Below are 25,597 nucleotides of genomic sequence, written 5' to 3' on the forward strand. Positions count from 1 at the left end.
CGGGCCGTAAGCTCCCAGACATGCAGGTGATCCAGTCGACCAAGCTCGCCAACGTCTGTTACGAGATCCGGGGCCCGGTTCTCGAGGAGGCGATGCGGCTGGAAGCGGCCGGTCACCGCATCCTCAAGCTGAACACCGGCAACCCGGCCGCCTTCGGCTTCGAGGCCCCGCCGGAGATCCTGGAGGACATCCTCCGCAACGTCTCCACGGCGCACGGTTACGGCGACGCCAAGGGACTGCTGGCGGCGCGCCGGGCCGTCGTGATGCACAACCAGACGCTCGGCATCGAGACGGACGTCGAGCACGTCTTCATCGGCAACGGCGTCTCCGAGCTGATCGTCATGGCGATGCAGGGCCTGCTGGACGACGGCGACGAGGTACTGGTCCCGGCCCCGGACTACCCGCTGTGGACCGCCGCCGTCTCGCTCTCCGGCGGCACCGCCGTGCACTACCGCTGCGACGAGCAGGCGGACTGGATGCCGGACCTCGCCGACATCGAGCGCAAGGTGACCGACCGCACCAAGGCACTCGTCATCATCAACCCGAACAACCCGACCGGGGCCGTCTACGAGGAGGCGATGATCCGGGGGCTCACGGACATCGCGCGCCGCCACAACCTGCTGATCTGCTCGGACGAGATCTACGACAAGATCCTCTACGACGGCGCCACGCACACCCCGACCGCCAAGATCGCCCCCGACCTGCTCACCCTCACCTTCAACGGAATGTCGAAGGCGTACCGGGTGGCCGGCTACCGGGTCGGCTGGATGTCGATCTCCGGCCCGCGCGCGCACGCCGACTCCTACATCGAGGGCCTGACGATCCTGGCGAACATGCGCCTGTGCGCGAACATGCCGGGACAGCACGGGGTGGTGGCCGCCCTGAGCGGACGCCAGACGATCGACGACCTGGTGCTGCCGGGCGGACGGCTCAAGGAGCAGGTGGACACGGCGTACGAGCTGCTGACGCAGATCCCGGGCGTCACCTGCGTACGGCCGAAGGGGGCGCTGTATCTCTTCCCGCGCCTCGACCCCGCGGTCTTCAAGATCAGGGACGACCGGCAGATGGTCCTCGACCTGCTGCGCCGGGAGAAGATCATGGTGGTCCAGGGGACCGGCTTCAACTGGCCGGAGCCGGACCACTTCCGGGTCGTCACCCTGCCGACGGCGACGGATCTACGGGACGCCATGGGCCGGATCGCCCGCTTCCTGGACGGCTACAGCCAGACTTAAACATCATCCGGGCAACGACTTCCCCAACCCCTCAACTTTAGACGAAATCCAAGCTAGGATGGTTTCCTGACAGCACGGGAGGCCATCCTCATGTACGAGCCGATCCACACAGCTTCTTCCCGTAGGTCCGTCCACACCGCGATGGCCGGCACGCCCTCGGACTTCCCCCACCGTTCCCGCGAGGAGGAGCTGGACATCCAGCTCGCAGGTCACCTCGCGGCGCTGCTCGCCGTCACCGACGAGCTGCGCGCCACCGCGCCGTCCGCGGAGCTGGACGCCGCGGCCACCCGGCTCGCACAGCAGGTGACCCGGCTGCGCGGCGCGCGGGCGCAGGTCCGCTCCGACCTCGCCGCCCACGCGCCGGCCGCGCCGCACCTCGCGGCACTGCACGACCGGGCCCACGCCCTGGCGGGCCGGGCCCTCCTCGTCGCCGCGTCCCGGGCGGACACCGCCGTGGCGATCCTGGCGGCCCAGCGCATGGACGCGCACGCCGCCGGCCAGGCCGAGCAGCAGGAACTGAGCGCCGCCGGCTGACCCCCTCCCCGGGGGACTCCCCCGGCGGGGACCTCGAACGGCCCCGGTCCGCGTGCACCCGCAGCGACGCGCGGACCGGGCGCCATCACCGCGTCACGTCCACGCGGCCGGCGGCGCCGGCGCCGCCTCTCACGACGTCCGCCCGCGGTCCGCCCATTCGGGTGATCTGTACACCACAAGTGCCTGCCGGACGGTGGCGTTCTCCCGACCGGCTCGTAACGTCGGCGCACATGACGGTGGTCGACTCCGGCACGTCGGCACGCCCGCGATCCGCTCGAAGTCGGCCTCCCGACGACCATCGAGCCGAGCAGGGAGCACCAGATGACGTCGACGGCCACCCCGAGGTTCTCCGTCTTCACCCCCAGCCACCGAACCCGCTTCCTCGACGAGTGCCTGGCGACCCTGCGGGCGCAGACCTGTCCGGACTGGGAGTGGATCGTCCTGCTCAACAACGGCGCCCGCTGGCGGCCGGAGCACCCCGACGACCGGGTCCGGATCGAGATCGCGGACGACGTCACCGGCGTCGGAGCGGCGAAGCGCAGGGCCTGTGAACTGGCCCGCGGCGAGATCCTCGTCGAACTCGACCACGACGACCTGCTGGCGAAGGCGTGCCTGGCGGAGCTCGGCAAGGCGTTCGACGAGAATCCCGACGCGGTCTTCGTCTACAGCAACACCGCGCAGATCACCGAGGACGGGAAACGGGACGACAGCCGTTTCAACGAGTCGCACGGCTGGCACTACGAGGACGTACGCGTCGACGGCCAGACTCTGCTGCAGGTCAGGGCGATGGCGCCGACGCCGCACAACATCGCGTACATCTGGTACGCGCCCAACCACGTACGGGCGTTCCGCCGGGACGCCTACGAGAGGGCCGGCGGGTACGACGCCGCCCGCTCGGTCCTGGACGACCAGGACCTGATGTGCCGTCTGTTCCACGTCGGCGACTTCCACCACATCCCCCGCTGCCTGTACCTGCAGCGGATGCACCCGGCGAACACCCAGCGCGACCCGGAGACCAACGCGCACATCCAGAGCGAGACGATCGCCCTGTACGACAAGTACATCGAGGCCAACGCCCTCGCCTGGACCTACCGAAGGGGACTGCTCGCGCTGGACCTCGGAGCGGCGCACCGCAAGCCGCCCGGCTACCTGGGCGTGGACCAGTACCCGGGCGAGGGCGTCGACATCGTCGCGACCCTGCCCGGCAGGCTGGACCTGCCCGACGACTCCGTCGGTCTGATGCGGGCCGTGGACTTCCTGGAGCACGTGCCCGCCAAGATTCCCCTGATCAACGAGCTGTACCGGCTGCTGGCGCCCGGCGGGATGCTCCTCAGCACGACCCCCAGCTCCGACGGCCGTGGCGCGTACCAGGACCCGACCCACGTCGCCTACTACAACGAGAACTCCTTCTGGTACTACACGGACGACCAGTACCGCGCCTTCGTGCCCGAGATCGAGGCCAGGTTCCAGAGCTCGCGGCTCACCACGTGCTTCCCGTCCGCGTGGCACTCCGAGAAGAACATCTCCTATGTGATCGCCAACCTCATCGCGATGAAGGACGGCGCCGATCGCTGCGGCGGCCCGCTGCTGGTGTAGGTCCCGCGCGGACTCGGGCCGGTGCGCGTGAGGCGCCCCGCGGGACTCCCGGGTCCCGCGGGGCGCCTGGTCGGTTCAGGGCCGTCGCGTGGTGCGGGCCCGGGCGGCCAGTGCGGCGAAGACGGGCCGCCTCACGGCCGTGGCCAACTGGTCGTCCCACGGGGGAAGGGGCGCAAGGCCGGCCCGTAGCCAGCTGCCGTGGCCCAGCACGCCGAACACCGGGCGCGCGGCCGGCCGGGGGAACTTGTCCGAGCCGACGGGCCGGATCCGCTCGGGATCGAGACCGCTGAGCCGGAAGGTGTCGCGCGCCAGGCCGCACCAGGTGGTGCGGCCCGCCGACGTGCCGTGGTAGATGCCGGCCGGGGCCCGGCCCGTGAGCGCGGCGCGGCCGAGGGCGGCCAGCTGCCGGGCGAGCGCCCGGGTCCAGGTCGGCTGACCGTGCTGGTCGGCCACCACGTCCAGGGACTCGCGGCGGGCGGCGAGTTCGAGCACGGTGGCCACGAAGTTGGGACCGTGCTCGCCGTAGAGCCAGGCGGTGCGCACGACGTAGCCGGTGTCCGGCAGCAGTTCGACGACCGCCCGCTCGCCCGCCAGTTTGCTCCGGCCGTACGCGTTGACGGGGCCGGTCGGCGCGTCCTCGGGGTACGGCCCGCGGGCGTCGCCCGGGAACACGTAGTCGGTCGACAGGTGCAGCAGGATCGCGCCGCCGTCCGCGCAGGCGGCGGCGAGGTGCCGGACGCCGGTGCCGTTCACGGCCGTGGCCGCCGCTTCGGACCGCTCGGCGCCGTCGACGTCCGTCCAGGCGGCGCAGTTGACGACCACGGAGTGGCCGGGGACGGCCGCCCGCACCGCGGCCGGGTCGGTGATGTCGAGCCGGTCGCGGCCGAGGCCCGTCACCACGGCGTCCGGATCGGCGGTGAGCTCGGCCAGCACGTCCCGGCCGAGGAGCCCGTGGGCGCCGGTGACCAGCCACCTCGTGGTCATCGCGACCCGGCCCTCTCCTTCAGCGGCTCCCACCAGGAGCGGTGGGCGCGGTACCAGGCGACCGTGTCCGCCAGCCCCTGGGTGAAGTCCGTCCGCGGGACGTAGCCGAGTTCTTCGCGGAGCTTGCTGTCGTCCAGCGAGTAGCGCAGGTCGTGCCCCTTGCGGTCGGGTACGTGCTCGACCCGGTCCCAGTCCGCCCCGAGGGCGTCCAGCAGCAGACCCGTGAGCTTGTGGTTGCTCAGCTCGGCGCCTCCGCCGATGTGGTAGACCTCCCCGGCCCGGCCGCCGCGCAGGACGAGGTCGATGCCCCGGCAGTGGTCGGAGACGTGCAGCCAGTCGCGGACGTTGCGGCCGTCCCCGTACAGGGGGACCGGCTTCCCGTCGAGCAGGTGGGTGACGAAGAGCGGGACGACCTTCTCGGGGAACTGGTACGGCCCGTAGTTGTTGGTGCAGCGGGTGACCACCACGTCCAGGCCGTGGGTTCGGTGGTGGGCGAGCGCCAGCAGGTCCGCCCCGGCCTTCGACGCGGAGTACGGGGAGTTCGGGGCCAGCGGACGGCCCTCGGTCCACGACCCCTCGCCGATCGAGCCGTACACCTCGTCCGTGGACACCTGGACGAAGCGGCCGACACCGTGCCGGAGGGCCGCGTCGAGCAGCACCTGCGTACCCAGCACGTTGGTGCGGACGAACGGGCCGGCGCCCTCGATCGACCGGTCGACGTGCGACTCGGCGGCGAAGTGCACCACCGCGTCCTGGCCCGCCATCACCTGGTCGACGACGTCCGGGTCGCAGATGTCGCCCCGCACGAAGGTGTAGCCGGGGGCCCCGGCCACCGATGCCAGGTTGGCCTCGACCCCTGAGTAGGTGAGCTTGTCGAGGACGGTGACCCGTGCTGCGGGATCCGCGTCGAACTGCCGCCGGACGTATTCGGAACCGATGAATCCGGCACCGCCGGTCACCAGGACGCGCATGGCTCTCCGAGTTCTCTCACTGCCCGGCGCTCGGCACCGGGTCGGTCGGACGGACGGGTCCTCGTGCGGCGGCGCCCCCCGAAGCCGAAGCCTCGAAGGGCGCGCGCCGTACAGGTCCGGTGAGACCGGCGGCCGGTACCGCACCGCCGCTCACGAAGGACTACGGCGTTACGTCGGCGCAGACCACGAAGACCTGGATGGAGTTGTTGGCGGTGACGCCGGCCTTCCATCCCGTGGGCGGCGACGTGGGCGTGCCGCCGACCGGGGAGTTGTCCACGAGATTGCCGTCGCTGATCGTGGCCCCGCCGCCGGTGGAGACGTCTCCGAGATCACAGGTGACAATGGCGGATCCCGTCCCCGTCACGGTCTTGACGTACAGGTTGCTGCCGACTCCGCCCGTGGCGCCCTGAGAGCCTTGTGCACCCTGGTTGCCCTGGGATCCTTGGTTGCCCTGGACGCCCTGAATGCCCTGGGTTCCCTGGGTTCCCTGCGCGCCGTCGGCACCCTGGAACCCCTGAGTCCCCTGAGTCCCCTGCGCGCCGTCAGCACCCTGGAACCCCTGAGTTCCCTGGAACCCTTGAGTCCCCTGCGCACCGTCGGCACCTTGGAACCCCTGGGTTCCCTGGGTTCCCTGCGCGCCGTCGGCACCCTGGAACCCCTGGGCTCCCTGGAACCCCTGGGCTCCCTGGAATCCCTGCGGTCCTCGCGGCCCCTGCGGGCCCTGGGGTCCTCGCGGCCCCTGCGGGCCCGGCTTCCCGGGCTTGCCCTCGTGCCCCTGAGGGCCACGCGGCCCTCTTGGGCCGACGTGATCACGGCCGTCGCCGTGCCTGTCCGCGGGAGTCATCGTGGTGCGGTCGGGCTGCACCACCGCCTGACCCTCGGCGCCGGCCCTGCGGATCGCGTCGGCGATGGCCGCGGAGGGCTTCTCGATCGGGCGCAGTCGGTTCACGGCGCTGTCGACGCCGGGTCGGCCCGCCACGTCGGCGACGGCCACGGCGCTGGGGACGACACTGAGCGCCACGGCGACCGCGCCGGCCGAGACCAGCGTGGCGGATTTCAGGCGCGAGATTCGGATCGTTCTACGGTTCAAGTGAACCTTCCTCACAATGGGGAGGGGATCAGACAGCAAGCGCGCACTGAGTGAGTTTCAAGGCGCTCGCATGCCACTTCACCTACGGTCACGAACAACGACGATATTCTTTACCTTTTGTGCAAGGACTATGAATGATCGTCCGATATAGTGGCCTCGGATCACCCGGGCGGCGTCCATACCTTTGCCGTCCCCGCACCATTCCGCCGAAAGAGTGGAACTTGCCGGGCGGCAGCCGCGCTAAGCGCCGCTGCCGAGAATTCCGCGATACGCGACGCAGTCCTCGAACGACGGCAGCAGCCCCTGCCGCTCCGCCTGTTCCAGCGTGGGCGCCGCCGCGTCCTTTGCGGAAAGGAGCGGCACGAGGCCGTCGGGCCAGGCGATGCCCAGTGCCGGGTCGAGCGGATGGATCCCGAACTCGCGTTGCGGCGCGTATCCCCGCGAACACAGATAGACGACGGTGGAGTCGTCCTCCAACGCCATGAAGGCGTGCCCGAGCCCTTCCGAGAGATAGACGCAGCGGTGCGTCGTGTCGTCGAGCCGGACCGCCTCCCACGTCCCGAAGCCCGGGGAGCCGACGCGGATGTCGACCACCACGTCGAGGACGGCGCCGCTGACACAGGTGACGTACTTCGCCTGTCCCGGCGGGACCGCCGCCGCGTGGACGCCACGGAGCGTCCCGCGAACGGAGCGTGAGCAGTTGGCCTGCTCGAGCCGGAGTCCCTGGCCGACGACGTCCCGGAACACGTCGGACCGGAACCACTCGTGGAAGCGGCCCCGGTCGTCCGTGAACACCGCCGGCGTGTCCACCCAGGCCCCTTCGATGCCGAGCGGTCTCATACGACCGCCTCCTTCCGCCCGCTCAGCGCGCTCGCGTCACGCGGGGGGTGTCCGCCCGGCGGGGACGCGACGACCTGCCGGGAGTCCTCCAGCAGTTCCAGCAGGTACCGGCCGTATCCGCTCTTGAGGAGCGGCCGGGCCAGTTCGCGGAGCCGGTCGTCGTCGACCAGGCCGGCCCGCCAGACCGCTTCCTCGAGGCAGCCGATCTTGAATCCCTGACGCTCCTCGATCACCCGGACGAACTCCGAGGCCTGCACCATGGAGCCGAAGGTGCCGGTGTCGAGCCACGCGGTGCCCCGGTCGAGCCGGGTGACCTGCAGCGCCCCGGCCTCCAGATAGACGCGGTTGAGGTCGGTGATCTCCAACTCGCCCCGGGCGCTGGGCCGCAGGCCCCGGGCGATGTCCACGGCGCGGTTGTCGTAGAAGTACAGTCCGGGCACGGCGTACCGGGACCTCGGCCGGGCGGGTTTCTCCTCGATGGAGACCGCCCTGCCCATGTCGTCGAACTCCACGACGCCGTAGGCCGACGGATTGGCGACCTGATAGGCGAACACCCGGCCGCCCTGAGGGTCGCCGTGCAGAGCCAGCCGGGTGCCGAGGCCGCTCCCATGGAAGATGTTGTCGCCCAGAATGAGGGCGACGGATTCGTCGCCGAGGAAATCGGCCCCCAGCAGGAAAGCCTGGGCGATGCCCTCCGGGCGTTTCTGGGCCGTGTAATGCAGCCGTAGCCCCAGTTCACCGCCGTCGCCGAGCAACCGGCTGAACTGGCCCTGGTCTTCGGGAGTGGTGATGATCAGAATGTCCCGGACGCCGGCCATGACGAGGGTGGAAAGCGGATAGTAAATCATGGGTTTGTCGAAGACCGGCAGCAGTTGCTTGGACACCGAGCGGGTCAACGGCCAAAGTCGCGAGCCGGTGCCTCCGGCCAACAGGATTCCGCGCACGGCATCACCATAGGCCGACCGGACGGGAAACCCGGTTCTTCACCGCTCCTGGCGTGTAGGACGTCGGATTCTCCGGGGCTCCTCCGGGGCTCGTCCGGCGATTCCCCGGGCCTTTTCCGGGCTTCCCCCGGGGATTCGTCGGGGGTTCCTCGGGAAACACCCCGCGACACGGCACCCCCACGACAGGCGAAAGCCTCTCGTGGGGGTGCCGGTACTGCACCGCGGCCGGTCGTGACGATCGCTGGTCAGGGCATCCCCATACCGGCCGCGGAGTCCACGGACGGGAGTCAGCCCAGGCGCTTCACCAGCGCGCGGTACTCGTCCCACAGTTCCTTCGGGGTGTGGTCGCCGAAGGTGTTGAGGTGCTCGGGGACCAGGGCGGCCTCCTCGCGCCAGATCTCCTTGTCGACGCTGAGGAGGAAGTCGAGGTCCTCGTCGTCGAGTTCGAGGCCCTTGGTGTCGAGGGCCTCCTTCGTCGGCAGGATGCCGATCGGGGTCTCGACGCCCTCGGCGTGGCCGTCCAGGCGCTCCACGATCCACTTCAGGACGCGGCTGTTCTCACCGAAGCCGGGCCAGACGAACTGCCCCTCGTCGTTCTTGCGGAACCAGTTGACGTAGTAGATCTTCGGGAGTTTCGCCGGGTCCTTGCCCTTGGCGACATCGACCCAGTGGCCCATGTAGTCGCCCATGTTGTAGCCGCAGAACGGCAGCATGGCGAACGGGTCCCGGCGCAGCTCACCGACCTTGCCCTCGGCGGCGGCCGTCTTCTCGCTCGCCACGTTCGCGCCGAGGAAGACGCCGTGGTTCCAGTCGAAGGACTCGGTCACCAGCGGGACCGCGCTCGCACGGCGGCCGCCGAAGAGGATCGCCGAGATCGGCACGCCCCTCGGGTCCTCCCACTCGGGCGCGATGATCGGGCACTGCGCTGCGGGCGTGGTGAAACGGGCGTTGGGGTGGGCGGCCGGGACACCGGACTCCGAGGTCCAGTCGTTGCCCTTCCAGTCGGTGAGGTGCGCCGGGGTCTCCTCCGTCATGCCCTCCCACCAGACGTCGCCGTCGTCGGTGAGGGCGACGTTGGTGAAGACCGAGTTGCCCCACAGCGTCTTCATCGCGTTGGCGTTGGTGTGCTCACCGGTGCCGGGCGCGACGCCGAAGAAGCCGGCCTCGGGGTTGATGGCGTACAGCCGGCCGTCCTCACCGAAGCGCATCCAGGCGATGTCGTCGCCGATCGTCTCGACCGTCCAGCCGGAGACGGTGGGCTCCAGCATGGCGAGGTTGGTCTTGCCGCAGGCGCTCGGGAAGGCGGCGGCGACGTACTTCGACTCGCCCTGCGGCGGGGTGAGTTTGAGGATCAGCATGTGCTCCGCCAGCCAGCCCTCGTCGCGGGCCATGACGGAGGCGATGCGCAGCGCGTAGCACTTCTTGCCGAGCAGCGCGTTGCCGCCGTAGCCGGAGCCGTAGGACCAGATCTCGCGGCTCTCGGGGAAGTGTGAGATGTACTTGGTCGCGTTGCAGGGCCACGGCACGTCGGTCTCGCCCTCGGCCAGCGGCGCTCCGAGCGTGTGCACGGCACGCACGAAGAAGCCGTCGGAGCCGAGCTCGTCCAGGACCGGCTGCCCCATGCGGGTCATGGTGCGCATGGACACGGCGACGTAGGCGGAGTCGGTGATCTCGACGCCGATCGCGGACAACGGCGAACCGAGCGGGCCCATGCAGAAGGGGACGACGTACATCGTGCGACCGCGCATCGAGCCGCGGAACAGGCCCTTCTCACCGGAGAAGATCTCCCGCATCTCGGCGGGGGCCTTCCAGTGGTTCGTGGGGCCGGCGTCCTCCTCCTTCTCCGAGCAGATGAAGGTGCGGTCCTCGACCCGGGCGACGTCGGTCGGGTCGGAGGCCGCGTAGTAGGAGTTGGGGCGCTTGATCGGGTCGAGTTTGCGGAACGTGCCCTGCTCGACGAGCTCCTCGCACAGTCGCTCGTACTCGGCCTCGGATCCGTCACACCAGACCACGCTGTCCGGCTGCGTCAGTTCGGCGATCTCGTTCACCCAGGAGACGAGTTCCTGGTGCTGGGTGGGAATGACGGGGGGAGCCGCGATGTCGCGCGCCACGATTGCTCCTAAAAGAGGGATTTTTTGTTGGAGGCCCCGTGGGGGCTGCGACCCGGATGCTTCACGGTGGTGGACCCTGGCGCTCATCCGGTGTCGACCGCACTCATTTGATCATCCGACTGTCGTGCCCATATGTCCAGAGGGCCTCACAAGTGAGCGGAGTGAGGATGGCCACGTGTACGGACGCCACTTTGCGTTCCCGTGACGTTCACGCGGCCGACCGTTGACCCGAACCCCGTGAGACGATGGCCACTCTTCACTCGCGGCCACGTCGTACTGACACGTAACTTACGGTTGCGTAGGTACGCTTCACCCCATGACTGCGTCCGCCCCCGACGCGCCCACGGACTCGCCGGCCGCCGGCCCCACGTCCCTCGCGCACTCCTTGTCGGAAGAGATCAAGCCCAAGCTCCGCGGTTGGCTGCACCTCGGCATGTTCCCGGCAGCCCTCGTCTCCGGACTGGTCCTCACCGCCCTGGCGGACTCCACCCGCGGCCGCGTCGCCTGCGGCATCTTCGCGCTGACGGCCTGCCTGCTGTTCGGCGTCAGCGCCCTCTACCACCGGGGCGACTGGAGCCCGCGGATGGACGGCGTCCTGCGCAGACTCGACCACGCGAACATCTTCCTGATCATCGCGGGCACCTACACGCCGCTGACCCTGCTGCTCCTGCCCGGCAGCAAGGGGCGGTGGCTGCTGTGGAGCATCTGGGCGGCGGCCCTCGCCGGGATCGCCTTCCGGGTCTTCTGGGTCGGCGCTCCGCGCTGGCTCTACACCCCCTGCTACATCGCGATGGGCTGGGCGGCCGTCTTCTTCCTGCCCGACTTCATGCGCACCGGCGGCATCGCCGTCCTGGTCCTGGTCGTCGTCGGCGGACTCCTCTACAGCGCGGGCGGCGTGATCTACGGCATCAAGCGACCCAACCCGTCACCGCGCTGGTTCGGCTTCCACGAGGTGTTCCACTCCCTCACGCTCGCCGCGTTCGTCGTGCACTACGTCGGCATCTCCCTGGTGGCGTACCAGCACGGCTGACCCCCTGCCCCCTTCGTCGGCCATGGCGTCCCCGCCATGGCCGTTTTTCATGCCCCCGGGAGAACCAGATATTGACATGAACTACTTTTTGACAGCTACTCTCATTTCATTGTTACTTCCATGAACGCATCCGGCGCGGGGCCCGACCCCCGCCGCTGGTGGGCCCTCGCCGCCCTGGTCACGAGCATGCTCACGCTCGGCTTCGACACGACGATCCTCAACGTGGCGCTCCCGACCATGGCGGAGCGGCTCGGTGCCACCACCGGGGAACAGCAGTGGATGGCCGACTCCTACGTCGTCGTGTTCGCGGCGCTGATGCTCCCGGCCGGGCTCCTCGGCGACCGCTTCGGCCGCCGCCGGATGCTCGTCGCCGGCCTCGGGATCTTCTTCGCCGGCTCACTCCTCGGCGCCCTCGCCGGGGACGTCGCCTCGGTCGGTATCGCCCTGCTCGGCAGCCTGCTCGCCGGGACCTTCCGAGACCGCCTCGACGTCACCGGGCTGCCCGCCGGGGCCGCCGACACCGCCGGGGACTCGGTGGTCGCCACCCGCCTGATCGCCGAGCGGACGCAGCTGACCACTCTCGCCGGATCCGCCGACGACGCCTACGTCCACGGCATGGGACTGGTCCTGCTGGTCTGCGCGGCGGCCGCACTGGCCTCGGCGCTGCCGACGGCGGCGTTCCTGCCGGGGAGTCCGCGCGTCGAGGACGCCGGCCCCCGGGACGCCGGTCCCGACGTGGTCGCGCCGCGGAGCGATGCCCGACAATGAGCCCCATGACGGCCGCACGCATCAGCTCCCCCGCCGACCGCCCGCGACTCGGTCTGCGTGAGCGCAAGAAGATCAAGACCCGCGAGGCCATCCGCACCGCGACCTACGCGCTCGTCAGGGAGCAGGGGTACGACGCCACGACGGTCGACCAGATCGCCGAGCGCGCCGAGGTGTCGCCGTCGACGGTCTTCCGCTACTTCCCGACCAAGGAGGACATCGTCCTCACCGACGAGTACGACCCGGTCCTCCTGGAGGAGCTGCGCGCCCGTCCGGCGGACGAGCCGTGGCCGGAGTCCATCCGCCAGGTGATGCTGTCGGCCGCCCGCACGGGCATCGAGGACGACATCGAGGTGGCAAGACTGCGCACCCGCCTGCTGGTCCAGGTCCCGGCGGTGCGCTCGCGGATGATGGAGAGCATGTCGGTCACCGGCCGGATGCTCTGCGTCGCGATCGCCGAGCGCACCGGCCGCGACCCCGGCAGTCTGGAGGTCCGCGTCCACGCGATGTCGCTCATCGGGGGCCTGATGGAGACGTCCATGTACTGGGCGGAGAACGGCCACCAGGGCGACTTCCCCGCCCTCCTCGGCCGTGCTCTGGAAGTCCTCGAACACGGCCTGGAACACGGACCTGAACACGGCCGCGCGGGCGGGTCGGCGGACGGCGGGGAGCGCCGGTCGGCGGACGGCGGCGAGTACCGCGGCAAGCCCGGCGGGGAGCAGGCTCCGGGCAGGGAAAACCCCTGAACCACCACCGCTCCCCCATGCCATCCTGACCGGGTGAACGCACCCGAGATCCGCGTCGAAGTCGCCCCCGAGCTGGCCCTGTTCGTCCCGCACGCCCGGCGCGCCGGCGCCACCGCACTCGCCGTCGACGGTGTGTCGACGCTCGGTCACGTCGTCGAGTCCCTCGGGGTGCCCCTCACCGAGGTCGGCGCCCTCGTCGTCGACGGCCGCGAGGCACCGGTCTCGCACATCCCCGCCGACGGCGAGTCCGTCGAGGTCCGCCCGGTCAGCCGCCCCCAGCGCGTCCCCGGCGCCCCGCTGCGCTTCCTCCTGGACGTCCACCTCGGCACCCTCGCCCGCCGGATGCGCCTGCTCGGCGTGGACACGGCGTACGAGTCGACCGACATCGGCGACCCGGCGCTCGCCGCCCGCTCGGCCGCCGAGCGGCGCGTCATGCTCAGCCGCGACCGGGGCCTGCTGCGCCGGCGCGAACTGTGGGCGGGCGGCTACGTGTACAGCACCGACCCCGCCGAGCAACTGCGCGACGTCCTCGACCGGTTCGCGCCCGCACTGCGTCCCTGGACCAGGTGCACCGCCTGCAACGGCGAGCTGCGCCAGGCCACCAAGGACGAGGTCGCCGACCAGCTGGAACACGGCACCCAGCAGAACTACGACGTCTTCGCCCAGTGCCGCTCCTGCGGACGCGCGTACTGGAAGGGCGCGCACCACGACCAGCTGGAGGCCATCGTGGAACGCGCCCTCGCCGAGTTCCCGGGCTGACCCGCCGGGCTTCCGGCCGGCCCGTCGGCCTACCCGGCCCGTCGGCCTGCGGGTCCCCTACCCCGCCGGCTGTTCCCGGCCGCCCAGCGCGGTGCGCAGGCGCTCCGGGTCGGTGGTGGGGGCGTCGCAGGTGAAGTCGCGGCAGACGTACGCGGTCGGTGCGCCGTCCCGCAGCGGGCGGTCGGCCAGCAGCGGGAACTCGTCGCCGCCGGGGACGCCGAAGGCGACCACCGCGCCCGGGGCGCTGCCCAGCAGCGCCGTGCGGTGCAGGGCCTTCGACGCCGGGTCGTCCGTGCCGGGGCCGACGACGGCGACCTCGCGCGGGCCGTCGAGCAGCGCCTCGGCCACGGCCAGCCCCCACCCGATGAACCGCGGCACCCGTGGCCCGAGCGCCTTCACCACGCCCAACGCCCGCTGCGCGGCGGTACGGTGCGGCTCGGAGCCGGTGTGGGCCGCGTAGCTCAGCAGCGCGCCCGCCGCGGCGGTCCAGCCGGACGGCACGGCGTTGTCGGTCGGGTCCTGCGGACGCCGGATGAGCCGCTCGGCGTCCGCGGCGGTGTCGAACAGCGTGCCGGACTCCGGGTCGGCGAAGCGGGCGAGGACGTGGTCGAGCAGGAACCCGGCGAACTCCAGCCAGACGCCCTCCCCGGTGACCGAGGCCAGTGCGAGGAATCCCTCGGCGACATCGGCGTAGTCCTCCAGGACGCCCGCGTTGGCGCCGGCCTGACCGTCCTTGCTGGTCCGCGCCAGACGTGCCTGGTCGTCCAGGTGCAGCCGGACCAGGAGGTCGGCGGCGGCGACGGCCGCGTCCACCAGGTCGGGACGGTCGAAGTAGGCGCCGGTCTCGGCGAGCGCGGCGATCGCGAGCCCGTTCCACGCGGCGACGACCTTGTCGTCCCGGCCGGGCGCCGGGCGCAGCGCGCGCTCACGCAGCAGCCGCTCCTTGATGCCGGCGACCCGCTCGGCGTCGAACACGCCTTCCTGCTGCGGGAGTTGAAGGACGGAGGCACCGTGCTCGAAGGTGCCGTCCTCGGTCACGCCGAAACAGCGGGCTGCGAGTTCGGCGTCCTTCGGGCCGAGCGCCGCCGCGAGCTGCGCGGGCGTCCACACGTAGTACGCGCCCTCGACGTGGTTGCCCTCGCCGTCATCACTGTCGGCGTCGAGCGCGGAGGCGAACCCGCCCTCGGCGGTGCGCAGTTCGCGCACCATGAAGTCGGCGGTCTCCAGCGCGACCCGACGGGCCTGTTCGCTCCCGGTGGCCCGCCAGAGGTGGGCGTAGACACGGCACAGCAGGGCGTTGTCGTAGAGCATCTTCTCGAAGTGGGGCACCACCCAGTCACGGTCGACGGAGTACCGGGCGAACCCCCCGCCGAGCTGGTCGTAGATCCCGCCGCGCGCCATCCGCTCGCAGGTGTCCCGCGCCATCTGCAACGCGCCCTCGGCGCCGGTCCGCGCGGCGTGCCGCAGCAGGAACTCCAGCACCATCGACGGCGGGAACTTCGGCGCGCCGCCGAAGCCGCCGCGCTGCGCGTCGTACTCCCGGGTCAGCCCGAGGAGCGCCTGGGACAGTTCCTGTTCGCCGGGGGCCCGGCTGTCCCCGTAGGAGATCTCCCGTCCGGCGAGGTCCCGCACGATCTTCCCGGCGACCTCGGCCACCTCGTCCCGGCGCTCCGTCCACGCCTGGTGCACCCCCTCCAGCACCTGCCGGAAGGAGGGCATGCCGTTCCGTGGGGCGGGCGGGAAGTACGTCCCGAAGTAGAACGGCTCGGCCTCGGGCGTCAGGAACACGGTCATCGGCCACCCGCCCTGCCCGGTGGCCGCCTGCACGGCTTCCATGTAGACGGCGTCGACGTCGGGACGCTCCTCCCGGTCGACCTTGATGTTGACGAAGTGGTCGTTCATGTAGGCGGCCACGGCTTCGTCCTGGAAACTCTCCCGCGCGAGGACATGACACCAGTGGCAGCTGGAATAGCCGACGCTCAGATGTACGGGGACACCTCGCCGTCGCGCCTCCTCGAAGGCCTCCGCCGACCAGGGCCACCAGTCGACGGGGTTGTCGGCATGCTGGAGCAGGTACGGAGACGTCTCATGGGCCAGTCGGTTCGCCATGAACTCCATCCTGCCGCAGGTCCCGGCCGGTCAGGCGGCAGGCAGGTCCCGGACGGTGACGTCGAGCCTGCCCTGGCCCGTGCTCGGCGCGGTGACGGCACGCAGGCAGGCGACGTGCCCCCGGCCGGTCAGCAGGCAGAAGCGGTCGCGGAGAACGCCCTCACGGGAACGAGGATCCCGACAACCCGACAGGCCCACCGCGGCTGTCGGGGCGTCGGAGGCGGCTGGCGGTGCGGCGGCCGGGGCGGTCAGGGCTGGTGGGGGCCCTGCGGCGGACCCGCCGGCCCCCGTTGCACGCGCTCACGCAACTTCCCCCGCCGTCCTCGTCGGTTCCGTGATCACGAGAGTGACGGCGACGCCCCGTGCCGCAACGCCTCCTGCCCCCTCGCGCCGCGGAGCCGCCCGCCGCACACTTGACCGAGCACAACTGGTGCCGCCGGAGGGGGACGGGACATGCGGGACGGCCATAGGGCGGAAGCCGAGCGGTTGTTGGCGCGGGCCGTGGAGGAGGAGGTGCGGCGGTCCGGCGGCCGTGCCGACCGCCAGGCGCTGCTGACGCGGGCACGCGGCGCGCTCGACGCGATGGCGCAGACCGCCGCCGAGGAGTACGAGGCGTACGCCCGCGCCCTGGAGGAGTCGGAGGCCGCCCGGATCACCTTCGGACAGCGCTACGCACGCGAGGGCGGCCGGACTCCGCTGCTGGTGGCGGGCGTCGCCGCCCTGACGACGGCGGTCGCCGACCTCGCGCTCGGCACGGGCCCGGGCACGGCGCTCGGCGCCGGGGTCGCCGTCGGGGTCGTCGGGGCGGCGGCGACCGTGGTGAAGGTGGCGGGGTCGCACCTGCCCGCCGCGCACCACCGGGCCGGCGCCGCCGGGCAGCCCGGCGGCGCCGAGCAGTTGCGGTTGCAGTGGCTCACGGCGCTGGAGGTGCGCGGCATCCGGCCGTTCCTGGACCAGCAGCGGGTGTTGAGCGCGACGACCGGTCCGAAGAAGGCGGCGGGGCCGCAACTGCGCGGCGCCGACAAGAGCGCGGCGGCACGCGGGCGGACGGTGCTGCAGCAGTCCTTCGCACAACTACCCGAACCCGTCGGTCCGTTCGCCGGGCGCAGGACGGAACTCGCCCGGATCCGGCAGTGGGTGCAGGCGGCACGGGCCAGCACGCAGACCCGGCCCACCGTGGTCGTGCTGCACGGCGACCCCGGCAGCGGCCGTACCGCGCTGGCGGTGCGGGCCGCGCACGATCTGCGCGACCAGTTCCGCGGCGCCTGCGTGGTGGATCTGCGCGGCGACAGCGGCGGCGAGGCCCCGCTGCCCACCCGGGACGCCCTGCTGCATCTGCTGAACCGGCTGGGCGCGCCCCGTGAGCAGCTCCTCTTCCGTGAGCGTTCCTCGGCGGAGCAGCAGCTCAAGCGGCTGGGCGAGCTCTACCACCAGCACCTGACGGGCCTTCCGGTGACGGTGGTCCTGGACGACGCCTCGGATGTCGAGCAGGTCCGCGCGCTCGTCCCGGAACGCTCCGACAGTCTGGTCCTCGTGACCGCCCGGACGGCGCTCGCCCTGCCGGCCGGACTGTCCGCGTGGGTGCACGAACTGGCGGTCCGTCCACTGGAGGCGGCGGGCGCGGAGGAACTGCTGGGCGCGGCGGCGCAGGACGCCTCGGGTCCCTACGACGCCGAGGCCGCGGACCGGATCATCGAGCTGTGCGGCGGGCTGCCGCTCGCGCTGCGGGTCGTGGGCTCCTCGCTGGGCCCGCGCTCGCCGCGTGCCCTCGCCGCGGACCTCGCGGCGTACGGTCCGGTGGAGCCGGTGGAGCGCGCGCTGTGGCTGCGCTACACCGACCAGCCGGAGACGACCCGCCGGCTGCTGCGCCGGCTGGCGCTGGCCGGACGGGCCTCGCTGGGTACGGCCGCGGCGGCCGCGCTGCTCGCGACGGACCGTCCGGAGGCGGCCCGTCTCCTCGCGGCCCTCGCCGACGCGGGTCTCGTCGACCGGGTCCGGGGCGACCGCTACCGTCTGCACGACCTGGTCCGCGGTTTCGCGCAGGCCCGCCTGCTGGACGAGGAGGACCCCGCCGAGCGTTCGGCGGCGCAGGAGCGGCTGCTGGTCAGCTACGCGGAACTCGCCGACTCCGTGCTGCGGCTGGTGGACGGCAACATGTCGACCCGCTCCGACCGGTTCACCCCGCACGGCTTCACCTCGCTCGACGAGGCGCTGCGCTGGCTGGACGACGAGTCGAGCTTCATCACGGCGACGCTGCGGCACGCGGAGGGCGTGGACCACAACGCGGTGATGAGTCTGCTGGGCGCGCTGTGCGACTACTGCCTGCTGCGCGGCGACCTGTACCGGCTCGGCGAGATCAGCGAGCTGGCGCAGTCGGTCGGGCAGGACCTGCTGGTGCGGTCCGTGCAGTGGCGCACCGGCATCGCGGCCCGTCAGTTGGGCGAGCTCGACAAGGCGCGCACCACGCTCAGTTCGGTCGTCGACCTGTATCTGCAGGCCCATCACGACGCGGGAGCCGCACGGGCGCTGTGCTCGCTGGGCATCACCCTGCACCACCAGGGCCAGCTCACGGAGGCGTCGGCGAAACTGCGGGAGGCGATGGCCCTGCAGGCCGCGCCCGAGCTGGCCACCGACCGCGCCTGGACGATGCACGCGCTGGCGGCGGTGGAACGGGACCGGGCCCATCTCGCCGAGGCGCTGGACCTGCTGACCCGTTCGCTGCTGCTGCACCGCGAGGGCGGCTCCGTGCACGGTGAGGCGTGGGCGCACTTCCAGCTGGGGCAGCTGCATCTGCGGCGGGGGGACGTGCCGCAGGCCGAGTCCGAGCTGCGGCAGGCTCTCGACCTGTACGGCCGCACCCGCGACGCACGGGGTGAGGCGTGGGCGATGACCCAGCTGGCGCGGGCCCGTCTGATCGACGGCGATCCGGGGCCGGCCGCGGAGGACCTGCGCCGGGCGTCGGCCCGGCACCGGGACAACGAGGACGCGCGCGGCGAGGCCTGGACGGTGTACTACCTGGGCCTCGCGCTGGAGGAGACGGGTGACCTGAACCACGCGGTCCGCGAGCTGGAACGCTCCCGCACCCTCTTCTCCCGCATGCGGGACGTCTACGGGCTGGCCTGCGCCCGGCACCACTCGGCGCGGGTGACCCGGGACCAGCGCGCCGCCCAGACCGGTTCGCTGCGCAACTCGGGCTTCGCCCGGCAGCTCCTCGTCGACGCCCGCGCCGACTTCCAGCGCATCGGCGTCGCCCATGGCGAGGCCTGGACATGCGTCGAGCTGGCGATCGTGGACGCGGGCAACGCCCGTACCCAGGCGGCCCTCGCGCTGTGCGAGGAGGCGGCGGCCCTGTTCACGTCGTACGGCGACCGGCGCGGCGAGGACTGGGCCCGCTTCCTGCGCTGCACGCTCCTGCCGTACGCGGCACCGGGCGGCGTGGAGGTGGGCACCGCGGTGGCCCAGGAGGACCTGGCGGAGCTGCGGCGGGCGCACCATCCGCTGCGCGACGACCGGCTGACCGAGTGCCTGGAGGCCTACGGCCTGCTGCTGGAACGCGGCGTGCGCCTGGAGTCGGGCTGGCAGGCCTGGCGCCTGGGGCTGGTACCGGGCAGGCACGGCCGGGAGGTCATGGGGGTGGACGTCGGCGCGGGCTGAGGAGTTCGGTGCGGCGCGAGCGTGGGCCGGGCGGTTCGTCCGCCGGGCCCCGCTCGCGGCACACCTGTCGTGCGTCGTCGTGCACCCGCCCCGCTCTCCCGACCGGGCGCTGCCGCGTCGGCCGAGTCGGCGGACGCCGCGACGGCATGACCCTGATGGAGCAGACCGAAGCCCGGGCTCCCGGCCCCGGAAGCGAACCTGCCCCGGGAGCGGTCCTGCCCCGGGAGCGGTCCTGCCCCGGGAGCGGTCCTGCCCCTCGCCGTCGGCTCGGGGCTCGCCCGGCCTCGGCCTGAAGCCGGACCCTCAGGCCCGGCGCCACCGCCCGCCCCGGCCCGGTCGCGGCCTCACGTCGCCGAGGAGGGCTTCCCCGTCGTCGTCTGCGCCGCCGTGTCACGCGGGGCGTCCGCCGGCTCGCCGCCGGAGGTCCGGTCCGCGCCGCCCGCGCTCTCCTTGAAGTCGACCTTGCCCATGTGCTTGCTCATGGACCTCATCAGGCCCCACACCGCCACCGCCATCGCCGCGAAGACGATGAAGCCGAGGACGCCGGGGGTGACCTTGTTCTCGTCGACCTCCTTGGCGAGGGGGACGAGATGCGTCATTGCCAGGCTCACGCTTGCGCTCATATCAGGCATTGTCGCGGATGCCCGCGAAGAGGTCGTCCTCGGGGATGGCGGTGTCGACGCGCGACTTCGCGAGCTCGTACTCCTCCGTGGGCCACACCTCGCGCTGAATCTCCATCGGGACGCGGAACCAGCCGCCGTCGGGGTCGATCTGGGTGGCGTGGGCGATCAGCGCCTTGTCGCGGATCTCGTAGAAGTCGGCGCACGGGATGTGCGTGGTGAGCGTGCGCTCCCGCTGTCCGAACTCGTCCCAGCGCTTGAGCCACTCCCCGTAGGGGGACTCCAGGCCGTTGTCGAGCATCGCCTGGTGCAGCGCCATGGTGCGCGGGCGGTTGAAGCCCTGGTTGTAGTAGAGCTTCAGCGGCCGGTAGGCGGTGCCGAACTCGCCCTCGGGGTACTTCTCGGTGTCGTCCGCGCCCTCGAACGCCACCATGGAGATCTTGTGGGTCATGATGTGGTCGGGGTGCGGGTAGCCGCCGTTCTCGTCATAGGTGGTGATCACCTGGGGACGGAAGGTGCGGATCTGCCTCACCAGCTCGCCCGCCGCCTTGTCGACGTCCTCCAGCGCGAAGCAGCCCTCGGGGAGGGGCGGCAGCGGGTCGCCCTCGGGCAGGCCGGAGTCGACGAAGCCGAGCCACTCCTGTCGGACGCCGAGGATCTCGCGGGCCTCGTCCATCTCCTTCTTGCGCACCTCGTGGATGTGCTCCTCGATGTACGTGTCGCCCTGCAGCTTGGGGTTGAGGATGGAGCCGCGCTCCCCGCCCGTGCAGGTCACGACCAGCACGTCCACCCCCTCGGACACGTACTTCGCCATGGTGGCCGCGCCCTTGCTCGACTCGTCGTCGGGGTGGGCGTGCACGGCCATCAGTCGCAGCTGGTCAGTCAAGACTCAATCCTCGGTAAGTCGGCGCCCGGTGTGCACCGGCGCGATCGCAGGCTTCTATAGTGACCGAATCGGGGGGCGATTAATTCCGCGCCGAGAGGACGATCATGAGCACGGCCAGCACGCGACTTCCGGAGGGGCGGTACGGCCGTTCCTCGGACGAGCGCGCCGACCACAAGCTCAAGATCGCCGGTGTGGTGCTGGGCGCCCTGCTGCTGGCGCTGATGGGCTACTTCGCCTATCACTACGTCGGCCAGAACAAGATCAGCGCCGAGGTGATCGCCTTCGAGGCGACCTCGGACGCGGCGGTGCGGGTGCACCTGGAGGTCCGCAAGGACTCGGGTACGAGCGGCTACTGTACGGTGCGCTCGCAGGCCGCCGACGGCGCCGAGGTGGGCCGGGCGGACTTCCGGTTCTCCGGTTCGGACACCCGCATCGACAAGGTGGTCACCCTGCGCACGACGGCGACGGGCACCACGGCGGAACTGCTCGGCTGTCACGCCGACTGACGCGGGAGCCCTCAGGCGGGTGGCGCCGACGGCAATACACATCCGGTGACCTGGCCCGACGCAATTCTGGTGGCTTATGTCCTCCCCCTTCGGCCACTGAATTGTTAGGCTCGTGGTTTCGCCCATCACCTGAGGAACATGCTTCTGGGTGGGCGATGCTTTGTATTCCCAGTACCGACGAGGAGCACCTGTGACCCAGACCAGCGAGTCCGTCACCTGGCTGACCCAGGAGGCGTACAACAAGCTCAAGGTCGAGCTTGAGTACCTTACTGGTCCTGCGCGCACGGAGATCGCCGCCAAGATCGCCGCCGCACGCGAGGAGGGGGACCTGCGTGAGAACGGTGGGTACCACGCGGCCAAGGAGGAGCAGGGCAAGCAGGAGCTCCGTGTGCGCCAGCTGACCCAGCTCCTGGAGAACGCCAAGGTGGGCGAGGCACCCGCCTCCACCGACGGCGCGGTGGCGCCCGGCATGGTCGTGACCATCGCCTTCGACGGCGACGAGGACGACACCATGACCTTCCTGCTCGCCTCGCGCGAGTACGCGAGCTCCGACATCGAGACCTACTCGCCGCAGTCCCCGCTGGGCACCGGCGTGATCGGTCACAAGGTCGGCGAGGAAGCGCAGTACGAGCTGCCCAACGGCAAGAAGGCCTCCGTGCGCATCCTCAAGGCCGAGCCCTACAGCGGCTGAGCCCTTTCGCGGACCTTGCGTCCCGGACCCGTCGCGGATCTTCCCGTCCCGGACCCTTGGTCCTGGATCCTCCGCCCCGGACTGTCCGTCCTGGACCATCCGTCCCGGATCTTCCGGACGAGCCCCCGGCGCCCCGTGCCGCCGGGGGCTTCGTCATCCCCGCCGTCCGTCCGCCGCGGCCGGCCCTCACTGCCGTCGGCCGCCGCGGACGGCCGTCACGCGGTGGCCGAACGGTACTTGCGGACGGCCAGTGTTCTGAACAGCGCGATGATCAGGACCGAGTAGATGATCGAGGCCCACACGGGATGGGCCATCGGCCACGCGTCCGACGTCGAGACGCCCGGGTCGCCGAAGAGCGTGCGGCACGCCTGGACGGTCGCGCTGAACGGGTTCCACTCGGCGATCGGCTGCAGCCAGGACGCCATCTGCGAGGAGTCCACGAACGCGTTGGAGATGAAGGTCACCGGGAAGAGCCAGATCAGGCCGCCGGAGGTGGCCGCCTCGGGAGTGCGGACCGACAGGCCGATCAGGGCGCCGATCCAGGTGAAGGCGTAACCGAGGAGCAGCAGCAGGCCGAAACCGGCCATGACCTTGGCGAAGTTGGTGGGCTCCGCGAAGCCGGGACGCCAGCCCACCAGGAGCGCGACGACGGCCAGGACGAGAAGGGTCAGCGCGGTCTGGACGAGGTCGGCCATGGTCCGGCCGGTGAGCACCGCGCCGCGCGCCATGGGCAGGGAGCGGAAGCGGTCGATCAAGCCCTTGTGCATGTCGTCGGCGATGCCCGCGCCGGCTCCGGCGGTCGCGAAGGTGACGGTCTGCGCGAAGATGCCGGCCATCAGGAAGTTCTTGTAGACGTCCGCGTCGGTGGAGCCGCCGATGTTCATGGAGCCGCCGAAGACGTACGTGAACAGGACCACGAACATGATCGGCTGGACCAGTCCGAAAATGATCATCTCGGGAATCCGGCTCATCCGAATCAGGTTCCTGCGGGCGATGACCAGGGAGTCGTTCAGGGCACTCACTTCAGCGGCTCCTTGTCCTGTCCGGTCGCGTCGTCGACTTCCGCCTTCTCCTCGGCCACGTGCCCGGTCAGGGACAGGAAGACGTCGTCGAGGGTGGGGCGGCGCAGGCCGATGTCGTCGATCTCGATACCGCGGGCGTCGAGCTCGCGGATGACCTCGGCGAGAAGCTTCGCGCCGCCGGCCACGGGCACGGTGAGTTTGCGGGTGTGCTGTTCGACGGTGGTGTCGCCCTTGCCGAAGCCGGCCAGCACCTCCTGCGCTCCCCGCCGGTGCGGGCCTTGAGCTCGTCGGAGGTGCCGCGGGCGATGACACGGCCGTGGTCGACGACCGCGATGTCGTGCGCGAGGTGGTCGGCCTCTTCGAGGTACTGGGTGGTCAGCAGCAGCGTGGTGCCGCCGGACACCAGGCGCTTGATGACCTCCCACAGCAGCTGCCGGTTGCGGGGGTCGAGGCCGGTCGTCGGCTCGTCCATGAACATCACGGGCGGGGAGACCACCAGTGCCGCGGCCAGGTCGAGGCGGCGGCGCATGCCGCCGGAGTAGGTCTTCGCCGTGCGGTCGGCGGCATCCGCGAGGTCGAACTCCTCGAGGAGCTCGGCGGCCCGGGCCTTCGCCGCACCGGCCCTCATCTGGTACAGCTGCCCGACCATCTGCAGGTTCTCGCGGCCGGTGAGGTACTCGTCGACCGCGGCGAACTGGCCGGACAGGCCGATCGAGCGGCGCACCTCGGTGGGATGCCTGAGCACGTCGAGGCCGGCGACCACCGCGCGGCCGCTGTCGGGGCGCAGCAGGGTGGTCAGACAGCGGACCGTGGTGGTCTTGCCCGCGCCGTTCGGCCCGAGCAGGCCGAGGACCGTGCCTTCCGGGACGTCGAGGTCGACGCCGTCCAGAGCCTTTACGTCGCCGAAGGTCTTCACCAGGCCTTCGGCGTAGATGGCGCCTGGCATATGAGTCTCCACGTCGTTGGGGATACTTCGGGAGGGAATCCTTCGGGAAACCCGGGATCACACCTTTCGTCCTGCCGTCGGGAACACGGACAGGTGGCGTGACACCGACCATAACGCGATGTATCGCGTCTCACAACGGACTTTCCCGTACGGGTGACGCAGACCGGCCCGACCTGCGCCGACACCCGCCGCGACCGCCCTCGGACGACCGTCGAGGGGTCCGGGGGGCCCGGAAAGGCGACCGCCGCCGGCTCCTGCCCCGCCGGAAGTGATCCTTTCCGGCGGCCTCAGCCGATGACGGTGTAACCGGCCTCGCCCAGTGCTCGGCCGACCTCGGCGCAGTGCGCCGGCCCCTTCGTCTCCAGGTGCAGCTCGACCTCCGCCTCGGTCAGCCCGAGCCGCGGATCGGTCCGCACATGGCCCACGTCGAGCACATTGGCGTCGACCGCCGACAACACCCCGAGCATGGTGGCGAGCGCGCCCGGCCGGTCCGTCAGCCGCAGCCGAACGGCCAGGTAGCGGCCCTGCGCCGCCATGCCGTGCCGCAGCACCCGCTCCATCAGCACGGGGTCGACGTTGCCGCCGGACAGCACCGCGACGACCGGCCCCTCGAAGGCGCCCGGCTCGCTCAGCAACGCGGCCACCGGACTCGCCCCGGCCGGCTCGACCACCAGCTTGGCCCGCTCCAGGCACAGCAGCAACGCGGTGGACAGCTCACCCTCCGACACCGTGCGCACCTCGTCCACCAGGTCGCCGATGATGCCGAACGGCACGTCGCCCGGCCGGCCGACCTTGATGCCGTCGGCCATCGTCGTGGGGTTGCCGATCGACACCGGCCGCCCGGCCGCCAGTGAGGGCGGATACGCCGCCGCGCCCGCCGCCTGCACGCCGACGATCCGCACGTCCGGCCGCAGCGCCTTCACCGCGACCGCGATGCCCGCCGCCAGTCCCCCGCCGCCGATCCCGACGACGATCGTGCGCACCTCGGGGCACTGTTCCAGGATCTCCAGCCCGACCGTGCCCTGCCCGGCGATGACGTCGGGGTGGTCGAAGGGGTGGATGAACACCGCGCCCGTCGCGACCGCGTACTCCTGCGCCGCCGCCAGCGTCTCGTCGACCACCTGCCCGTGCAGCCGCACCTCCGCGCCGTACTCCCGGGTCGCGCTGATCTTCGGCAGCGGCGCGCCCCGGGGCATGAACACCGTGGAACGCACGCCCAGCAGCGTCGACGCCAGCGCCACGCCCTGCGCGTGGTTGCCCGCGCTCGCCGCGACGACCCCGGCGGCCCGCTCCTCCGGCAGCAGCCCGGCGATCCGCACATAGGCGCCGCGCAGCTTGAACGAGCCCGTCCGCTGGAGGTTCTCGCACTTGAGGTGCACCGGCGCCCCGACGAGCTGGGACAGGTGCCTGCTGCCCTCCATCGCGGTGGTCCGGGCCACGCCCGACAGCATCTTCCGGGCGCCGCGCACGTCGTCGAGGGTGACCGCACGCAAGGAGTCAGCCGGGCTGTAGCTCATGACACCAGCATCGCAGTTCACAGGCGGGAACGACCGCTGTGACC

General features: G+C 71.4%; 21 protein-coding genes and 1 pseudogene. 11 read left to right on the forward strand and 11 right to left on the reverse strand.

Going from position 1 to position 25,597, the window contains the following annotated elements:
* Positions 1–20: 20 nt before the first annotated feature.
* From C6376_RS04415 to C6376_RS04425, 3 genes are all read left to right on the forward strand, one after another.
* On the forward strand, positions 21–1,232 hold the full coding sequence (locus tag C6376_RS04415) for a pyridoxal phosphate-dependent aminotransferase (protein ID WP_107442192.1): 1,212 nt from the start codon (positions 21–23) through the stop codon (positions 1,230–1,232).
* A gap of 90 nt (positions 1,233–1,322) precedes the next feature.
* Complete coding sequence (locus C6376_RS04420; RefSeq protein WP_107442193.1) at positions 1,323–1,766, forward strand: hypothetical protein; 444 nt, start codon at positions 1,323–1,325, stop codon at positions 1,764–1,766.
* A gap of 321 nt (positions 1,767–2,087) precedes the next feature.
* Entirely contained in the window at positions 2,088–3,362 is a 1,275-nt protein-coding gene (locus C6376_RS04425; protein WP_107442194.1) for a glycosyltransferase, read from the forward strand.
* A gap of 75 nt (positions 3,363–3,437) precedes the next feature.
* Here C6376_RS04425 and rfbD read toward each other — a convergent pair whose 3' ends face one another.
* Positions 3,438–4,346, reverse strand: coding sequence for a dTDP-4-dehydrorhamnose reductase (gene rfbD, locus C6376_RS04430; RefSeq protein WP_107442195.1), 909 nt, complete (start codon positions 4,344–4,346; stop codon positions 3,438–3,440).
* The gene (rfbB, locus tag C6376_RS04435) at positions 4,343–5,317 is read right to left on the reverse strand and encodes a dTDP-glucose 4,6-dehydratase (RefSeq protein WP_107442196.1); all 975 of its coding nucleotides are present in this window, start codon (positions 5,315–5,317) and stop codon (positions 4,343–4,345) included. The genes rfbD and rfbB overlap by 4 nt, the downstream gene beginning before the upstream one ends.
* On the opposite strand from rfbB, the gene C6376_RS46330 reads away from it, so the two are divergent.
* Entirely contained in the window at positions 5,316–6,461 is a 1,146-nt protein-coding gene (locus tag C6376_RS46330) for a DUF4573 domain-containing protein (protein WP_367881032.1), read from the forward strand. The genes rfbB and C6376_RS46330 overlap by 2 nt on opposite strands.
* Positions 6,462–6,647: 186 nt before the next feature.
* Here the strand turns inward: C6376_RS46330 and C6376_RS04445 are convergent, their stop codons facing one another.
* The 3 genes from C6376_RS04445 to C6376_RS04455 form a co-directional block, all read right to left on the reverse strand.
* The gene (locus C6376_RS04445; RefSeq protein WP_107442197.1) at positions 6,648–7,247 is read right to left on the reverse strand and encodes a dTDP-4-dehydrorhamnose 3,5-epimerase family protein; all 600 of its coding nucleotides are present in this window, start codon (positions 7,245–7,247) and stop codon (positions 6,648–6,650) included.
* Positions 7,244–8,191, reverse strand: a complete 948-nt coding sequence (rfbA, locus tag C6376_RS04450; protein WP_107442198.1) for a glucose-1-phosphate thymidylyltransferase RfbA — start codon at positions 8,189–8,191, stop codon at positions 7,244–7,246. The genes C6376_RS04445 and rfbA overlap by 4 nt, the downstream gene beginning before the upstream one ends.
* Positions 8,192–8,478: 287 nt before the next feature.
* A complete protein-coding gene (locus tag C6376_RS04455; RefSeq protein ID WP_107442199.1) occupies positions 8,479–10,302 on the reverse strand; it encodes a phosphoenolpyruvate carboxykinase (GTP) in 1,824 nt (607 codons plus the stop codon).
* Positions 10,303–10,618: 316 nt separating this feature from the next.
* On the opposite strand from C6376_RS04455, the gene C6376_RS04460 reads away from it, so the two are divergent.
* The 4 genes from C6376_RS04460 to C6376_RS04475 all read left to right on the forward strand — a co-directional run bounded on the left by C6376_RS04460 (position 10,619) and on the right by C6376_RS04475 (position 13,602).
* Positions 10,619–11,332 (forward strand): hemolysin III family protein, encoded by a 714-nt coding sequence (locus C6376_RS04460; RefSeq protein WP_107442200.1) that lies wholly within the window; start codon positions 10,619–10,621, stop codon positions 11,330–11,332.
* 120 nt (positions 11,333–11,452) lie between these two features.
* Positions 11,453–12,100, forward strand: coding sequence for an MFS transporter (locus tag C6376_RS04465; RefSeq protein ID WP_107442201.1), 648 nt, complete (start codon positions 11,453–11,455; stop codon positions 12,098–12,100).
* Positions 12,097–12,843 (forward strand): TetR/AcrR family transcriptional regulator, encoded by a 747-nt coding sequence (locus tag C6376_RS04470; RefSeq protein ID WP_107442202.1) that lies wholly within the window; start codon positions 12,097–12,099, stop codon positions 12,841–12,843. The genes C6376_RS04465 and C6376_RS04470 overlap by 4 nt, the downstream gene beginning before the upstream one ends.
* A gap of 33 nt (positions 12,844–12,876) precedes the next feature.
* A complete protein-coding gene (locus tag C6376_RS04475; RefSeq protein ID WP_107442203.1) occupies positions 12,877–13,602 on the forward strand; it encodes a Mut7-C RNAse domain-containing protein in 726 nt (241 codons plus the stop codon).
* Positions 13,603–13,659: 57 nt separating this feature from the next.
* Here the strand turns inward: C6376_RS04475 and C6376_RS04480 are convergent, their stop codons facing one another.
* Positions 13,660–15,711, reverse strand: a complete 2,052-nt coding sequence (locus C6376_RS04480) for a thioredoxin domain-containing protein (protein WP_107448771.1) — start codon at positions 15,709–15,711, stop codon at positions 13,660–13,662.
* Between the two features lie 453 nt (positions 15,712–16,164).
* Here C6376_RS04480 and C6376_RS04485 point away from each other — a divergent pair, with 453 nt between their 5' ends.
* The gene (locus tag C6376_RS04485) at positions 16,165–19,365 is read left to right on the forward strand and encodes a tetratricopeptide repeat protein (RefSeq protein ID WP_107442204.1); all 3,201 of its coding nucleotides are present in this window, start codon (positions 16,165–16,167) and stop codon (positions 19,363–19,365) included.
* A gap of 344 nt (positions 19,366–19,709) precedes the next feature.
* On the opposite strand, the gene C6376_RS04490 is transcribed toward C6376_RS04485, so the two are convergent.
* Both C6376_RS04490 and mca read right to left on the reverse strand, forming a co-directional pair.
* Entirely contained in the window at positions 19,710–19,997 is a 288-nt protein-coding gene (locus C6376_RS04490; protein ID WP_173985582.1) for a hypothetical protein, read from the reverse strand.
* Positions 19,990–20,850, reverse strand: coding sequence for a mycothiol conjugate amidase Mca (mca, locus tag C6376_RS04495; protein ID WP_173985857.1), 861 nt, complete (start codon positions 20,848–20,850; stop codon positions 19,990–19,992). The genes C6376_RS04490 and mca overlap by 8 nt, the downstream gene beginning before the upstream one ends.
* A gap of 125 nt (positions 20,851–20,975) precedes the next feature.
* Here mca and C6376_RS04500 point away from each other — a divergent pair, with 125 nt between their 5' ends.
* Positions 20,976–21,377 carry a DUF4307 domain-containing protein gene (locus C6376_RS04500; protein ID WP_107442207.1) on the forward strand — a complete coding sequence of 134 codons (402 nt, stop codon included), beginning with the start codon at positions 20,976–20,978 and terminating at the stop codon, positions 21,375–21,377.
* 190 nt (positions 21,378–21,567) lie between these two features.
* Entirely contained in the window at positions 21,568–22,068 is a 501-nt protein-coding gene (gene greA, locus C6376_RS04505; protein WP_107442208.1) for a transcription elongation factor GreA, read from the forward strand.
* A gap of 215 nt (positions 22,069–22,283) precedes the next feature.
* On the opposite strand, the gene C6376_RS04510 is transcribed toward greA, so the two are convergent.
* The 3 genes and pseudogenes from C6376_RS04510 to ilvA all read right to left on the reverse strand — a co-directional run bounded on the left by C6376_RS04510 (position 22,284) and on the right by ilvA (position 25,553).
* Positions 22,284–23,090, reverse strand: a complete 807-nt coding sequence (locus C6376_RS04510; RefSeq protein ID WP_107442209.1) for an ABC transporter permease — start codon at positions 23,088–23,090, stop codon at positions 22,284–22,286.
* A pseudogene (locus C6376_RS04515) lies at positions 23,087–24,036 on the reverse strand (ATP-binding cassette domain-containing protein). The gene C6376_RS04510 and the pseudogene C6376_RS04515 overlap by 4 nt, the downstream one beginning before the upstream one ends.
* 287 nt (positions 24,037–24,323) lie before the next feature.
* Positions 24,324–25,553, reverse strand: coding sequence for a threonine ammonia-lyase (ilvA, locus tag C6376_RS04520; RefSeq protein WP_107442210.1), 1,230 nt, complete (start codon positions 25,551–25,553; stop codon positions 24,324–24,326).
* Positions 25,554–25,597 lie beyond the last annotated feature (44 nt).

The organism is Streptomyces sp. P3 (assembly GCF_003032475.1).
Lineage (GTDB): Bacteria > Actinomycetota > Actinomycetes > Streptomycetales > Streptomycetaceae > Streptomyces.